Below are 17,719 nucleotides of genomic sequence, written 5' to 3'. Positions count from 1 at the left end.
CCCTATTTAAAACGCGCCCAATATCATATTACCCCATACCGTTCCTTCACCATTATCATACCTGTCTAGCAAATCATAAAAGTATGTTTTAGCATCAATAGTATTGCTATTATTGGGCATTTGAGCACCATCAGGAAGCGACTCAAACATGGGGGCAGTCAATGACACATTAGAGTACCGTGTTAACGCCTCAAGTTTGACGTCTTTAAATGTATCATCATCACCATAGGTTGAAGCATCCATTTGGCGTTGAGCCAAATACCACGTTATACGTCGTTGATTATCTAGCCCATATACATTACGCCACACCCATTTATCTTTAGCCATATCAGAATCACGCACAGCATAATCAACGGATTGGTTAATATCAAACCGTGGAGTTTCTTCAGTTTCATCGATACTTATGGTATCAGGCTCGGCAGTCAAACCTAGGAGACTAAATAGATTTTGGAATATAGCCAAACTATTTATGGTTGAGAGATCATCAGGATTAATATCCGTATTATTTTCGAGGAGTTGAGGATATTTTTGAGTCATCTCTTTATGCAAGATAGCAGAATAGTTGTCTATATCTTCTTCAATTTTATTCTTAGGAATATTGTGTTCAATAATTACTGACGCCCTATTTAGATATGGCGTATGTTTATCATCAGGTTTGTTTGTGCCACTAAGTAATTGATTGGTGGATAAAAAACGATATTGGTTGTGACTTGAATTAGCTTGAACTTCATTTTTAGCTTTAATATGAGCCATTATCAAATCTTGAGCAAAGCTATCGGACAAACTGTCATCAACAAGATCTAGTTTTAACCATTTGTTTTGCATGCCCAAACCAAGATCTTTATCAAAATAATTAGATAAAATTAATGCGAGTGTATCCGCCCAAATATAAATCTCACCTTTTTTAGCATCAATATAAATCAAATCAGTTTTTGATAAGCTTAAATTGCGGCTTTTGTAAGCAAAGTTTGGTGCGATACTAATTTTACCTCGTAATGGTCGATAAACCCCTGAGGCCGTTATGCTCGTTGGATTAAATAAATAAGCATCTATCAGATTTGCTTTGCGAGCATCAAGTTTAGTATGCGAAGCATCATAACCGGGTAAAAACTCATCGTTCTCGTTATATTCGCTGGAATACTCGTACTCATCGTCATCATACTCATACGAGTTATCTGAGTCATTAGAGTATTCATCAAGTGTCCGCGCATCGTACCACTGGTCGTATGCTGCGCTACAACTGAGATAATTATTTTTAATCACTGCTTCTTGAGCAGTATAAGAAGGGTCACTGTCTGATATGCCAGCAGCTTCAAATTCAGTAAGTAGGTCGGCATAGGCTTCATCATGCACATGTTCACAGTGAGTACTAGGATCGTCACTCATAGCAAGTTGATGCGATGTGGCATTAGCTAAATCTGCTCTTCTTTGATCATTCGATCCTAAAACGTTAACATGATATGCATAGCTACTTGTTCGCTGGCTACGTAGTGCTTCAATCAGCGTGGTTTTAGCTAATTGAGACTGATGCTGTGCAGGCATGCTTCCCGATTGAGTTAAGTGTGCAGTGTTACTATTTGGCACAGTTTGACATGCAGTCATGCCTAGGGGTATTAGAATAGACAAGGATGCCAGTTTTGTACCCGTTTTGGTACCCGTAGATAGATTGGTTTTATTAGATTGAGTTTTCATCGCTGACCTTAAATTTTTTATAGCTATTAATTAAAATAATCGTTTACGTTTCCGGCATCTTCGATAGTCACTGAAGGCGTATAGTCATCCGTATCAGATGCGTATTCTGAGTCGTCTATTGAATACTCATAGCGTGCCAAATTTGCTTCACGTAGTTTTTTATTGCGATCAGTTATTTTAGAGAACCAATCATTACCATCGACACTATTAGGTAGTGTATTCTCGAAGGGAATACCGAATGATTCTTGATACAAGCTATTAAGAGGGTGCGAATTAAATTGTCTTTTGTTATAGGTTGTTTGTTCTAAAATTGTTGTATTGGCTCCGAGGATATCCCCACTCATTGAAATCGCAGTTTGCGACCCTAATAAGCTGCCTTTAGCATCAAGATAGTAATAATTATTTTGGTTAAAACTGAACGGCGCGACAGCTTCAATAAGCTGAAAGAAGGAACCTAAATCAGAAGTATGAAATTTAGTATTCATATCCTGCCATTTGTTGATTGACACATTGAAAATATCATAATCTGAGTAAAGTTCAGGATGTAAATCTACATATTCTTTTAAATGGTTGCCCATATGTTTAACAACAACGCCAATTAGCTTTCCACTTTGATGACTATTGAGGTTAAGCTTAACAGCAGATCTAGCTCCTAAATTTTTAGCGTATTCATCATTTGAAATATCTAATGGCGTAAAGCTGCTCGCTTCAAGCTCAGTCAAACTATGCGCTACAGCGGCTATAAAAGCATCATATATGACTGTTGGGGGTATTTTTTGACTGATCTCATTAGGCAGTTTGAATGCGATAGTTGTAGCTTCAAGCTCTCCAGGAAGCGGTGTGTTCTCGGGCGATATAAGCGCCATTAATCCAAAAAATGCACTTGGATCGACCGTTAATTTAGCGTGATTAAAATCAAGCGCAGCGGGAAGCTGTATTGAATAAGCTGAGGTAGGTGATACGAAATCGTAGCTATAGACGGTATTGACAGTCCGATTATTAGGATTAAAAGCGGTGACACGACTTAATAAGGTGTTTTTATTAATGTAATAATTCGCAGCTTCTAATTGAGCAGGTGTACGCTGATAGTATTTATATAGCATATCTACAATTTCTTTAAGCTCCGAATTTTCCTCTACCTCATATTCGTCTTCACTAAATTCACAATCACTATACTCATCTTCATCGCAGTAATACTCATCATAGTCGCCCTCATTATAGTCGCCCTCATTATAGTCTCCTTCATTATAGTCTCCTTCATAGTACACTTCTTCGTTAAGACCCTCATCGACATTTTCATCGTACTCCTCATAGTACGCATCTTCGATATGGTATTGTTCATCGGATACTAGCACACTATTAGAATCTTCTACGGCTTGCGCCACTTCATCGTTATACTCATTGTATTCATCATGCTCATCGTATTCATCATCGTAATCATCGTAGTCGTCATAGTCGTCATAGTCTGATGAACTTGAATAATCATCCGCAAAATCAACAACGTATTCCATAAGCGTTAAATAAATACTATCAGAGTTCTCATCAACACTGCCCTTTTTGATATAGGGACTGTCATGCATTCTGGTTAGTGATACTGAAACATGAGGACTATAAAGCTGCCTTTGCACTGCCTTAACTAACTTATCTTGTGCACTTATATCAGGATTGTTGTTTGGGTTATTTTCGAACTGAGACTCATAGCTTGCATAGGTATTTTTAAGATCGCGTTTATATTCAGCGGTGCTCGTTAGAGGCTGATCTAAAATATAATCATTAGTAGTATGGGGTTGATAACTGGTTTGACAGCCTGCTAACAATAAACTTCCACCGATAAAGGGTAGAATGAGAAGGTTTGCAGACGGTAAGAAATGGTTAGACATGAATGGACGATTTTTCATAATATTTAGAAAATCCTAACAAGAATTGATGCTATGAATGACATAGTAACGAACATACTTATATGTTAATCAAATACGTCATATTAAAATGTCAATAAATCTAATAAACAACAATTGTTTAACAACACAAAGTTTTAATTTTAGGGTACTATTACGAATTGATGACCTAATCATCTATCGTAATTATGTGTAACCTAAAAATAGTTAAGTTATATTAGCACAATATTTGACTACATTAAGTTACATTTAACTAATTATTAAAAAATCATAAATGTTTCTTTAACTATTCTTATTTAATTTAAAAGGACTTAAAATGGCTCACTATTTTGGATTTGAACCAACTGATAAACTTTCTAATATGATCGATGAAGCATATCAAAAAGTTGAGTCAGGTAGCACTGAACCATACTACCCTATACGTAATGATATCTCTCAGCAGATAGGTTATGAGATTATTGAAAATCTATTGGTGAATCTAATTAATGTCATACCAGATGAAGAACGAAAAGCAAAAATGAAAAATATCGTTACTAAAATCGAGAGTGCGACTGAAACCATGCTCAATATCTTGCTCGGTAAAGATACTAATGAACAAGTCATGGTCAATTTGCGCTATTTGGAAGAAGAGACGGTTTTTGAAGATAATGCAGGTATTCGCCGTATTGGATTTCTGCTCGATGAAGATAGAGCAAAGACGATTATGGATGGTTTTGATTCAGTTACAGAAGATTCTGTTGACAAACATAAGCTCAAATCCGCATTAACCGCAATGAACCATGCTGTTGTCGATCATTTCATAGTTCGTTTTTCAGAGACGCTACCTTTAGGTATGTTTAAACGCAAAGCAGTTCCTGTTGCAAGAGCAGGTATTAACAAAGCATTAGATATTGCTATTAATAAGCTTCTGCCGGAGCTACCTAATGATGCACTGAATAGACTCGTTAACTTCTATCGCACTTTTATTGTTGATAAGGATTAGGATAGTCTAAGTTATAAATCTAAATTTTATGTCTTAGTTTAACAGGATTAGCCCGAGTGGCAAATTCCTGTTAAAATACATCCTTTTATAACTACGTGTATATCTACTATGACTCAGATTAGCAATCAAGAGATAGAACAAACCCTTCGTAATTCAGAATGTTTGATAAGTAGCATCGAAGTTGCTGCCGCCTATGAGCGTTTAGCAGCCCAGCTAAACCTTCATTATGCAGGTTTGAATCCCATCGTTATGGTCGTGATGAATGGTGGATTAATCCCAGCTGGTCAATTGTTAACTCATTTAACTTTTTATCATCGCATGCATTATATTCATGCGACGCGCTATCGTGACAACGAAGGTACCAATGAATTATCATGGCAATTCAAACCAGATGTTAATATTACTGGCGAGCATGTATTATTAGTTGATGATATTTTTGATGAAGGTATTACTTTAAAAGCTATTGTAGAAGAGCTTGAAAAGGAAAAACCTGCTTCAGTAGATTGCTGCGTCCTATTAAACAAACAACATGATCGCAAAGTAAAAGATTTTGAAGTGGACTTTGTAGGTCTTAATGTTGACGATCGCTATGTCTATGGCTGTGGCATGGATTTTCACGGTTACCTACGTCATCTACCTGGTATCTATGCGATTAAAGAAGAAAAACTAACTTAGTTAGCGTTTTAATATTTTAAATAATTGTATCTAGTACATATTAGAGTACATAACAGTTTTAAATAGTAATATGCGAGTATTAATTAGCACCTAGCTTTATGCTTAGGTGCTTTATTTGTTGTGACGTAATGACTTAACATGTGAGTTAATAAGCAATTTGGAAACTGCTATTTATGTCATAAATTGCAAACCTAATCCAGTGTGCCTTTCTGTTGGGGTTTGGATGGCTGTTTCAAAAGCTGCCTTAGTGCTATATATCGTGACTTGTTTTTTGGCACGAGTGACGGCGGTATATATTAATTCTTTGCTCAATAGCCTTGCATGGTTTGTATCGAAGGTAATAGCAACATGATCAAATTCTGAACCTTGAGACTTATGTATGGTCATCGCATATGCGGTAGAAACCAAATCCTCATTGAGTAAATTAACCGCAATTCCTTGAGTCTTGTTTTCAAAGAAAACCTCTAATTGACTACCCTCCACCTCAGTTAACAGACAAATCCCTATATCTCCATTAAACAATCCCAATTCATAATTATTTTGCAATACCATTATTGGACGACCGTGATACCAACGACTATTACCAAGAGGTAGCTTTAAACTTGTGATATGCCAATTCGTAAGATAGGCATTAATATTTTCATCTCCCCAATCACCATGATGACCTGCACTCAGTATTCGGAATCTATTAAACGCTGTCATTAGTTCAGAGATAGTCGAAGTGACCTCTATGGGTATGGATTTTGCAATAGGTGTTTTTTGTAAGTTTTCGATTTTTGATAAATATTCTTTATATTGATTAGAAAGTAACATCAAATATTTTTTATCGCTTAGGCTATTTGTTTCATCTTTATTATACTCTTGCGTAGTTTCTTTGGAGTTTTGCTGCTTCGATGCTATTGAAGGGCTAGTACTTGAAGAACTATTACTTGATGAACTAGTACTTGAAGAACTATTATTGAAAATAACCGATTGAAAACTTAAAGATGGATCACTGTCTATCAGTTGCCATACTTGATGAACGTCAGTCGATGGATTATTAATTTGAGCGGCAAGCTTACCTATACCAGACTCAGAATCAAATCTTTTACTGTCTTGCAGCTGTACATGATTCTGACTTAGCATAGGTATATGACATAGATCGGCTAGCACAGCGCCCGCATCAACTGCTGCTAACTGATTATCATCGCCTAATAGAATTAGTCTGGCTTCAGGTTTTACTGCGCTTACTAAATAGTTGGCAAGCTCTACCCCAAGCATAGACGCCTCATCAACTATTATAATATCCTCACCCAAAGGATTATTGGCATGATATCTTGGTCTTCCATCACGGCCTATTCCTAGTAGTCTATGGATAGTTTTGGCTTCTTGCAGCTGCACCTCAACATTAGCGTGATTTAAAGCGGCTTGTAAGGATTCTTGCATTCGCTGTGCCGCCTTACCCGTAGGTGCTGCTAAAGCCAACCCTGCATTATCTGTACTAAATCTAATTGTAGGCGACTGCTCTGCTGATTTAGAACTCTCCTGCATATCTTGTGCTTGTTGTAGGGCTATAACCAGCTGAGCAACGGTATAGGTCTTACCTGTGCCAGGGCCGCCGGTAATGATGCTAAAGGCGTTTTTATTGGCAACTTGTACTGCTGCCACTTGTTCTAAATTTAAATTATCTGGTATTTGTATCGGTAACGGTGTTACAGGCTTGTTCAAAATATTGATAATGTTGTTGGCCAGATTGTACTCTGCTTGCCAAGTTCTATGCAGCCAAAAAATCAAAGTGTATTCGGTAGGTTTAGCTGAATTTAATTGTAGGGATTGATATATAATTGGTGTTTGATTTGCAGTATTTTCGAATGATTTATATGAATTTTTGCTTAGGCTATTTTTAATTTTATTCGTTTTGTTATTCTTCATACTGTCTAATGAAGACGTATTAAACGAGAATAAGGGTTGTCTAGCAACGATGTGTTGAAAGTTTTTTAAACTATCTATAGATGTAATCAAACGGCCGTCAATATAATTAAGCTGTTGCATTAACTCGTAATTGCGTTTAATCAGTGTGAACCGTTCAACCAGATTAGCTTTTTCACTTCTAGATAAATTAGATTGAAGCCATAATTGAGTCCCCCTACTCAACAACGTATTAATCAAGTTATAAATAGGAGCGCTATCTCGACTTTGTTGAATACTGAACGTCTTATTCGAGGCTATTATTGAGCTATCGACAACATCATATAAGGGTCCCGCTAATATATCTAACAGTTTAATTTGCCACTGATAAAGACTTACAGTTTCTTGTCCAACTAAACCCTGAATTGGAGGCTCACGATCATACGCCTTTAATATTAAGACAGTATGACCCTCTTCCAGTTGTTTTACTAAAGTCATAAATATTGACTTAAATAACCAGTCATGGGTATTAAATGCAAGCTCAAAATCTAAACTTACATAATCTTTTAGTGATGCGTCATCAGTTTCATTAGTACTGTCTGCTTGTGAAGTTACGCTTGCTTGAGTAGTAATACTTGTTTGCGAGGTTGCCGTATCTTCATTAACATACGCTGAATACGTTTGCCGTCTTCGCATTAAAATATAATCGCTCACAGTGCTCGCCCAACTAACTTGAGAATTATTCACGTTTCTATTCAATTTGTTATTAGTGTTGCTATTTTTTTTATTCTGCATGTAAACGTTATATCCTACCTTCAAATTGTTTTAACTAATTTAGCTTACTAACACTTAGACTTTTATACGTTATCTTTTGAAACATTTATTCTACTATGCACTTAGTTTTATAAGCTCATTATCTTATTAAAAATTACTCATTGATTATGACTCATTGGGGCTTACCAAAAAGATGGTCTAAGGCTTTAACAAATTCTATAGGTATATCCCACGTTACCAAACCGTAGCGCCCATCATCAATACTATTGCTTAGCTCATTTGCATCTAACCCTAAGCTTTGATCATTATTAAGATCGTAAGTACCACGCAAAAACACATACTCTACTGGACCTAAATATTTATGCTCGTTACCAATGTAGTCTTTAATTCTTATTGTTAAAAAACGATGCAAAGCGACTTGATAAATAGCGGCTTGAAGCCAATAGCCTGCTTTACTCATGGCTTGTTTTAAAGAATTTTGGGAATAATTGTTTAGGCTATTTCCTAGATAGTTACTTTTGTAGTCGACCACATAAAACTTACCTTCATGCTCATAGACCAAGTCGATCTCTCCCCTCAAGTATCGATATAGACCTTGATTGCCTTGAGCAATTAAGCTGACATGTTTATCAGGCTCATCACTCAAATATTGTTTAAACACTTCGGTAATAGCTTGAGCTTTGAAGTTCTCAGATAGTCCCATATTAAAGCTCATTTCTTCAAAGCGTCTATTAGGTGCAATGTCTACCAAACGCTGATTTGACGCCATAAGAGGTGTATGTAAGACTTCTGCAATCCAATTTTGTAAGGCTTCGGGCTGCACCCCGTCAATATCAATATTTATTGAGTCATGTTGGCTTTGGTCATGAACATGATGTGGATTATCAATTATGTTGTTAGCAACATTAGTATCTGTATCAGCGATATGAGCTAAACTTAACGTGCGCAGCTGCTGCTCAGTGCTGGTATAGACCAACGGTAACTGATAACTTCTAACAGCCCTATCTATAACAGCAGACCATAATTGATTATCATTAAAATCTATTTTTTCAAAAACCTCATGCAGAAAAGTACCTGCATTAGCGCCGCGCACAAAGCTAAAGCGAATATCATCTGCTGGCTTAATTTCACTGGTATCAACATGTGAAATAACAGGTAGATTTGAATCGTTTGTTAGTAGTTCAGTAGTTTGATCAGACGCTATAGCACTGATATCAATTTCTGTGGCATCGTCAATTCGCTCATCAGCTATCGCTAGGGCTTGAGTGGATTCATCTAATTGACGTGCCAGCGCGGTAAAACTAGTTTTAGCCCAACCAAAAAAGTATTGTTTTTGCATAACTTCTGCAAAAGGCTGATACTCAATAGGTTTAATAATAGGCGCATTAGTTTGTTCTAATTTTACTTGTTGGGTTTTGTTGCTTTTATCTTTGTGTCTAACATTATGTCTATTTTTGTGTCCCGCCTTAACTAAATCTGACTCTGAATTCGTAACCGTACCGGCATCGCTATAAGCATAGATATTAGAGGCTCGAATCATGCCAATATGTTGAATTAGCCTGTCGGGTATTTCAAATTTGGCTTCATCTGAATCAAACCAATAAAACATAGGTTTTAAATCCATATACTTTTTATCTTTTGGGTCTTGTAAGACGATATAAAGCTGTTCACTGGCGCGAGTGAACGCCACATAGCCTAACCTTCTGAACTCATCGAATCCTTCTTGGGTTTCGATATCAGTATAATAGCTGTCATCAGTTGACGTGCCTTTTACAGGTGAAAACCTTCGCTGATTAGAGTATGTTTGAATTAGAGATGGCTGAATCGAAGATGGCTGACTAGAAGAAGCCGCATTTGAAGCAGCTTGTCGTGCGTTGTATAAATACAGTCCATACTGTTCTTTGTTGCCTGATTTACGACTTGCTTTATCCATACCCAGCACATATACAATTGGGAACTCTAGACCTTTAGACTTATGAATGGTCATAAGCTGAACCCCAGAGTCCGTAGGAAGAGGATACTGCTTCGCCCAATCACTACTGGGCGCAGCTTCTATATTTTGCCTAAACCAACTTAGCAGCTCATGCTCTCCCATGCCGGCGCCGTATTGAGCCAAGACATCAGTAACCTGACGTAGATCCATGATGTGACGATCACCTTCTGGTAGGGCTGCAAGCGATTGCCATACGCCCTGAGGTTGAATTGGACTTTTATCGAACAAAAAATGGAGTGCTGATAAAATACCGTAATCCTGCCAATTAAGTGCGCCTTGCTTTAGATAGCTAATAAAGTCCTGATAGCTTTTATAGTCATTATTCTTATCGCTATTGTTCTTATTAGAAGCATTATTGCCAATAGGTGAATGATTGAAAGTTGCCTCAGCCTGCTGTGATACCCCCGATTCGTGATCTGTCATCATTGCTTGAACTTGACTTATGCTCAGTCCGTATAGATGACTGGTCAACACTCTATTAATCATGTCATGCCGATATGGATATAACATTGCGCTTAGTAAGGCAGCCACATCTTGTGCCATCACCGTTTCAAAAATACTCACATCACTGGTAGTTAAAGTAGGTACTTTAAGCTTAATGAGCTCATCTTCTACCCGTTTTAAATCTTTTCTGGCTTTGGCTAATACGCCAATGTCACTTGGCTGAATTGGCTTTCCTTTTAAGGTTTCACCGCTGTTTAATAAAGCAGCGATGTGCCGTGCTGTTGTTTCATGTTCATCAATCTCACTTTCTTTATCGTATGGCAGATGAATGATACTGGTTGGCTTCGCGGACAATACATCCTCAATAAATGAGTCATTACTGACTTTATTTGAATCAAACCAAGACAGTCCACTCTTAGTGTTATGGGCTTTGATATGCTGATAATAGATACCCTCACCCAGCTGAGCCAATTTATTGTTTTTAGAGTTTGACTTAGGCATTCCAAACCAATGATTTAAAGAATCTATCAAGCCGCTATTGGATCGGCGATTAATATCCAGGGTCCATATATTCTTATGATCAAATTTATTCTTCATGTGATTGTAGTTGGCAACATCACCACCGCGAAACCCATATATCGCTTGCTTTGGGTCACCGACTAAGAGTAAGAATTCATTATTGGCGCCTGCTTTTGATTGATTATTTGATTGAGGTTTAGCCAGATAAATACTTTCAATCATGGTCGCTTGTTCGCCATTAATATCTTGTGATTCATCTATTAAAGCCACAGGATAATGATGACGAATATAACGCGCTAATTTTTGACCTTGTCTCCCCGTTAATGCGTTATTTAATCTCACCATTTGCAGCCCAAAAGTAGTCTCTGAGCGCTCTTCTAACGTAATTGGTAAAGTCTCTCGTACCGTAAGTATTATTTTACGATTAAGGTTAGCTAGTAAAAAATTAATATACTGATCTAAACCTTCTACCATATCAACAATAGACATCAATAGGTCAATGGTTTGAAGCTCATAAAATTGTTGATGCTGTTTTTCTTTATTCTTATTAAAGTTTTTAATCTTACCCTCATCTGTAGGGTATCTTGCATCAATCAAAGACTTTAAAAATTTAACAACATCCTCGTTTAAATAGCTTTCAAAAGCTAGTTTATGTTCCTTAATTTGCTGATGTATATCTAGTATTGAGTCAAATCGCGTATGTAAGCTTGAGCGACTATTAAAACCTTGAGACTTTCTGTAATCAGGATTCAAATATGGTTGGATATCGTTTAAATCGTGCTGCGCGAACCTATCTAGTAAACTTTCGAAAATCTGAAAGTTGAATCCGTCTACAATAGGCACCTCATCAATAGGCGCAGAGAAAAAGTTTAATGACCGTGACACGTATTTCTTATGATTATCCATATCTGTCAAAGCGCCTTTTTGAGCCATCAGCTCATATAGCTTAGGCTGCTCATGATATAGCTTACTTTGAAACTTACGCAGCTCATCGTGAATAATACTGTCAGTAACCTGCTCAATCCTGGCGTCTTCTATAATAGACATATTCTGCTGTTGACCAGTCTCGCTACTATATTCAGACAACCACTTTTGCGCAAGGCTGTCTAATGTACCTACGAACAGCTGATCCAAAGTGGTTAGTACTAATGCAGTACGTTTTATTGCCTCATTTAATGAGTACGTTTTAGTATTGTCTAATAGATAACTAATCAAATGAAGGTTAATCGGATCTTGCATGATTGAATCTAAACGAGCTGCTGATGCCTGATTTATCAACCAATCCGTTCGATGCTTTTGAGCTTGTGATTTTAATTGTTGCAGTAAGTTTTTATCATTATCGGCTGGATCGTTTTTGGTTGTTTTGTTAGATGTTTTGATTGTTGATAAGTCGATCTTTGAAGCGCCATTTTTTGATAGATTATTTATATTAGGCTCGTTATCACGTTTTTTAGTATCAACTTTAGATTCTTTATCAGAGCCTTTATGAGAACCATCTGAGCTTTGAGGAACGATCTGCAGAATATCTGGATATAAATATGCTAGGTTATCCTTATTAGCACTTAAGCCCTTTATCCACTGCAACAACTGATAAAAGTCTACAAGACGATCATGTATACGTTGTCTCATTTCAGCTGCTGCAGCACGCGTAAACGTGGTGGCGATTATTTGCTCTGGGGCACGCCGAGCTTCAATAAGTAAACGCAGAACAATACCAGTTAGCGTCCACGTTTTGCCCGTACCTGCTGAAGCTTCTATTAAATGCTGACCTGATAATGCCACTTCAACAGCAGGAACCATTTCGATTTTAAGATCAATATCTATTGAGTTCGAGTTTGAATTACTCACGTTATCTAGAGTGTGAGTAGTGGTTTGGGAATCTGATAAACTACGATCTTCGCTCATTCTAGACCCTCTAATCGGCTATACATTGGTTCGTATAATGACTTAGATAAATGATTTAACGATGCTGTTAAAGCTTTAAAAACATCCTGATCTCGAAGTAAATATTGCCATATTGGATGCTGCGAACAGGTGTCATATATTGTGTCATTGCCATAATTAGGGGATAACCATTCCGCAAAATCTGAACGATTGGGCCAATAATTGCCTTGATCTTTATCAATAGCCTTTTGATTCTTTTCTAAGTATAGCAAGGCATACTCGGGTAAAAGTGTCAGAGGCATAACACTGGCTAGCTTACCGAAGATAGACCACTTTATTAGCTCTGCAACTGCTTGTTCATAGGGTACGGGCTTTAGCATAAAGGTTGTACAAGACTTATAAGCGTCTAACTTTGAGCTGCTTTTATTAAAGCACCAAATACTTATACCATCATTTGATTCCACTTGATTCACCGTTGTCTGCCTAGCCACTTGCCAATACAGATGTGATAACCAAAACTTTAACAGATGGCGGGGACTTGCGGAGTTAGGTAATATATTAAGCCACTGTTTTGGTGATTGCTGCGCATAACTTAGACCGGACTGCTTGTATGCAGATTTTGACCTTGTTAATTCTTGATTAGTTTCTGATAAGGACTCTAAGTTTAATTTAAATGGTACCAACCCTTTTATCTTGATAACATCAGGTAACCACTGTCGCCAATTTTCTACATTATTCATCAGCTGATTATCGGTCAATTGATTCATGATAGAACTCAATTCAATACGAACAGGGTGTTCAGCCGTAGGTGCTATAAGAGTTGATATAATATTTGACCTATTATTCTTATTTGAATGACTAGTGTCAGAAGTGAGTTTAGACTCATCAGCGACATAATCAAGTTCTATATGTTGTTTAGCGCAATAGTCTTCAATCTGATGTCTAAATAGCAAACATTGCTGATGCAGATGTTGAACTTCATTAGGTATTGTGGTTTGACGTGCGACGCCAGCTGGCATTATATTTTTAAAGATCAAGACTTGCTGTGCTACGGACTTTGTTTCTAAGTCATGAGATGGCTTAAATTCCATTCTTGATAAATCATGAATTAAATGTTCTTTGATTTTATATGCGGATAAATGGTCTAAAAATAATGGTTCCTGCGCCGCCATTGTTTCTTCACCTCGAAGTACATGAACTTTTTGATGGCGTAAAAAGGCTTTTGCGGGATGGCGGACCTGATATATAAGGTCAGATTCAATATCGATCTCTGTAATATTAAATAATAACGTTGCTAGGCTTTGCTTTTCTAAACTGTCTTTTTTCAAACTGGCTTTTTCTAAATAGGTATTGCCAGCTAAATTAAACATATTCATTAATGCAGATAAAACCTGATTATCAAGCTTACCCAGCTGACCGCTATGATTACCCAATAGTTCAGCAATAACTTTGTATTCTTTTTCAGTAATCAACTTAACCCGCTGCATGGATTTAACCGAATTACGCGAATTTAACGTATCAAACACTGCCTGCCATATAGGTGCAGGTGGAAACTGCTTTTTTTGTTCAAGTTTAGTTTTAGCCATTGCATGATTTAATATTTGATCCAAATCTTGCTCTATTGCTTCTTTAGTTTTTACAGCGTCATTATTTGAAGCTTGGAACAGGTCAGTCTGGACGTATTGATTGCCTTGCCTATCAAATGCTGACTGACCTTCATCATCATAGCCTTCTGGATCAGTCTCTTCTTGAAATAAACTGTGATGAAAAGGCAAGGCAGGATGCTCAGTTACTAACCACTTTTTTACTAACCGTGGTAGCGATCGCTTCAAACTTTCAGCTGTCGCATCAACTTGTTCGGGTAATTCTTGCAACGAATTTACCTGCCACTGCACCTCTCCTTGTAAAAACTGTAATAACTCGCTTACTGGATTGGCTGGTAGATGCTCATGCGTATCAGTTAGACTTTGTCCGTTATAAAATATCCAACATCCATTTCGCGCACATAGCAGCGCATCTAAAAATGCACCATTATCGTCATCTTCACTGACCCTATCGCCGCGGCGCGCAATAGTTGCTTTCATCAAATCATATCGATTATCACGATCTCGATTCGGAAATTCTGACAGATTCATATTGAGCATGACGACCAGCTCAAAGGGTACGTTTCTGAGTGCGCCAAAGCGACCAAAGGTAATGACGCCAGTTGGCTCAGCACTAACTTGTTGACTCTCAAGCTCAGCCTCGATACTGTCGAGCATAAAGCTTAGCTTTAATGGGAGCTTTTCAACCTTAGCAAGTTTGGATTCCAACTCTTTATCATTTAAATCTGCACTCGTATCATTGGTAATGGTATCGGTGTCAGCCGTTGTTGATGCGTATTGCTGATAATGACGGTTGGCACGTAGGCTGGATTTAAACCCATTCATGGCATTATATATGGCGCGCATACTTCGAGTCTGATCGACTTTTTCAAAGTAGCGATGTATCACATTGGTTTCAATTTGAGACAACCACTCTTCTGCTTTGAACTTAACTTTATAATCATAACGGCGCTCATTTAGCCCTATAAAGATAAGGCATAAAGCTTCGATAATAGGCGCATCATTAAGACTAACTTGAGGCAGGGGCAAGCTTTTTTCTGCAATGGCAGAGCATGGCCATTGATTTTCTTCAATAGGGTATAAACAGTCGGTAATTTCAGCTTCTGGCATAAGTAAACCTAAGCTCAATCGATCCAACGCCCAAGCGAAGGTAGATCGATAATCGAAATCTTTATTATCTAACGTTTGCTGAAGATGACGCTCATCAAAACCACGTATAAATCCAGCCTCAACCAGTAAATCACAACCCCGACTCATCTGATCATGAGTCAGCCCAAAGTTTTCAAATAATGGTGGCAACATTAGCCAATCCAGTACTTCAGCGGCCTCGAAGCGAGCACTGTCACTACCAAGAAGTTTATAAAAGCCAATAACGGCTTCCCACAACTGACGAATAGAGGCATCTACGACACCGGTCACTTTTGCGGGCAAGGTTAACCCATCTTGTCCTTTACCACTGACAAAAATGGAGCTAATAAGAGCATGATGGCGCTCTACATCGGGTAATAAAACAACGATATCAGAGATGTGACGTATTTTCTCATCGGGTTTGGTAGGTTCATTAAGCCAGCGTCCAATCATAATGCGTAAGACTTCAAGCTGGCGCTGTAGACTATGACATGAATGAATAGATAAACTGTTATCTTGAGCAAAATTCCATTGTCGATGCTTTGAAAATCGTTTGTTCTTTAAGGCCTCTTCTTCATACCAAGGGGTTTGATTAGATGAGTTTGAATCGTCTGTAGATTGGGTTATAACTGAGTCATTGTCTTGTCCGATTTGCTGACTAATAGACTTTGAGACAGTAACTGCGGCAGCTTGCTGAGTTCCGCGTTCATCAAGCATCAACACATCATGTTGCAATCGGCGTAGAAGACTTGGCTCGTTATCTAATTTAAAACTATGCTGAGCGTCATCTGAATTAACAACTCTAGTCTCATCTATATCATCTAAACTATCCTTAAATTCAACGTTATCATGAGTCATATAACTTTTGCTAAAGTCGTCATTAAAATCATCATGCCAATCAACCACAGCATCTTCAAACTGCTCATTACCTGATAAATTTGCAAGCATAGCAAACGTATCGCGAGACTGCTTGCCTAAGCGAGATAATAAACTATGACCATAATCCCGAAGAAACACACTCTCAGGATTGATGATTTGTTGACGCTGCAACCAAGACTTATCGACAATATCTGCCCAGAACAGCTGTGAAGGATTGTAATGCAGTAATGTAATGTCCATATAAAGTGACAACTGCTGTAAGAAATCAAGCTCAGTTTGCGGCAGTTGTTGTATGGTGAATATACGCAGCTGTTTTGGCAGCTTATCCCGCTCGCCTGCATTATTTGACTCTAGCGCCTTCCAAAATTGCTTTTCTAATGCCACTCGGTATTGGTGTACATCAGCGAAAAGATTAAACCACAAAAACCGCTGCGCCTCTTCAAGCTCTGCATAATGATCGACCAGCCAATAAGGTGTCCCACGCGAATATTCATCAAAATGCAGCGATAAGGCATCCTTTTCAGCTATCATCTGTTCTACATCAAGCTTTTTATTAAACGACCACTGCAGTAACCAATCTTCTCTATGGGTCAGATAGCGATTAAATACCCGCGCCAAATCATTCGCCAGCTGCCACAGTCTTGAATCTTGTTGAGACTTAGCAGAAGAGGTTAAAGAAGAGGATTTAGAGATGCTAGATTGTGTATCTTGAATCCTTGCTTCACCATTCACATCAGACTGCGCTTGTGTGTCATCTTCAGTATCAGTTCTAATGTTGGTTTCAATTAAAGCATCCACAATGGCATTTAAAGGGTGTTTGTTATCACGAAGAATAAGCGGCAAATAATAAGTTAGATAGCCAAAGATGCGCCACTGCATCACTGTGGGTGAAAGTACCGCAACTTCGGGTACATTTAAGGTTTTTGCTTCTGAATCTTGACTCAGCATATATGAATTATGACAACTTAATACCTCTTGCATCAGCGTCCACTGATATTGACCCCAAAACTTAGTCATTACCAACGTACTAATCCCTGCTCGACTGGCTATGGTTTTATCCAGCCAATCACCTAATACCATTGAGGGTACAATAACCACAAACGGATCAAAAATAGACTGCTGCTGTGACTGATATTCTTCGAGCAGACGCTCTACCAGATTTTCAGTGCGGTGAGATTGGATGATTTTGAACATAAGTTGTTTTTCTTTTTTAATTTGGCCTAACTTGTTGTAGCATACCTAATAATTAAGCATATATGAGCTAAATTTTAAATAATGCGTCAATAAATGTCGTATAGTTAGCATCTGATAAATTTAATTGTATTTAGGGTCTGTTGAACATTCAAATATTAGGACTGCTAAT

Annotated in this window: 7 protein-coding genes; 2 read left to right on the top strand and 5 right to left on the bottom strand. The window is 37.8% G+C overall.

The window, feature by feature from the left end:
- Window positions 1–6: 6 nt before the first annotated feature.
- Together AC2SLP_RS04580 and AC2SLP_RS04575 are read right to left on the bottom strand one after the other, a co-directional pair.
- Window positions 7–1,692, bottom strand: a complete 1,686-nt coding sequence (locus AC2SLP_RS04580) for a hypothetical protein (RefSeq protein WP_486535458.1) — start codon at window positions 1,690–1,692, stop codon at window positions 7–9.
- A gap of 26 nt (window positions 1,693–1,718) precedes the next feature.
- The gene (locus AC2SLP_RS04575) at window positions 1,719–3,590 is read right to left on the bottom strand and encodes a hypothetical protein (protein ID WP_486535457.1); all 1,872 of its coding nucleotides are present in this window, start codon (window positions 3,588–3,590) and stop codon (window positions 1,719–1,721) included.
- 313 nt (window positions 3,591–3,903) lie between these two features.
- Here AC2SLP_RS04575 and AC2SLP_RS04570 point away from each other — a divergent pair, with 313 nt between their 5' ends.
- Window positions 3,904–4,569, top strand: a complete 666-nt coding sequence (locus AC2SLP_RS04570; RefSeq protein WP_486535456.1) for a hypothetical protein — start codon at window positions 3,904–3,906, stop codon at window positions 4,567–4,569.
- A 108-nt stretch (window positions 4,570–4,677) separates the two neighbouring features.
- Window positions 4,678–5,244 (top strand): hypoxanthine-guanine phosphoribosyltransferase, encoded by a 567-nt coding sequence (locus AC2SLP_RS04565; protein ID WP_486535455.1) that lies wholly within the window; start codon window positions 4,678–4,680, stop codon window positions 5,242–5,244.
- A 171-nt stretch (window positions 5,245–5,415) separates the two neighbouring features.
- On the opposite strand, the gene recD is transcribed toward AC2SLP_RS04565, so the two are convergent.
- From recD to AC2SLP_RS04550, 3 genes are all read right to left on the bottom strand, one after another.
- On the bottom strand, window positions 5,416–7,845 hold the full coding sequence (gene recD, locus AC2SLP_RS04560; protein ID WP_486535454.1) for an exodeoxyribonuclease V subunit alpha: 2,430 nt from the start codon (window positions 7,843–7,845) through the stop codon (window positions 5,416–5,418).
- Between the two features lie 232 nt (window positions 7,846–8,077).
- Complete coding sequence (locus tag AC2SLP_RS04555) at window positions 8,078–12,661, bottom strand: UvrD-helicase domain-containing protein (protein WP_486535537.1); 4,584 nt, start codon at window positions 12,659–12,661, stop codon at window positions 8,078–8,080.
- A gap of 101 nt (window positions 12,662–12,762) precedes the next feature.
- Complete coding sequence (locus AC2SLP_RS04550; protein WP_486535453.1) at window positions 12,763–17,550, bottom strand: exodeoxyribonuclease V subunit gamma; 4,788 nt, start codon at window positions 17,548–17,550, stop codon at window positions 12,763–12,765.
- Window positions 17,551–17,719: the final 169 nt, after the last annotated feature.

It is taken from the genome of Psychrobacter sp. CX21, from assembly GCF_057396255.1.
The sequence above is the reverse complement of the archived record's forward strand: the minus strand, read 5'-3'. Positions and strand labels throughout refer to the sequence as shown.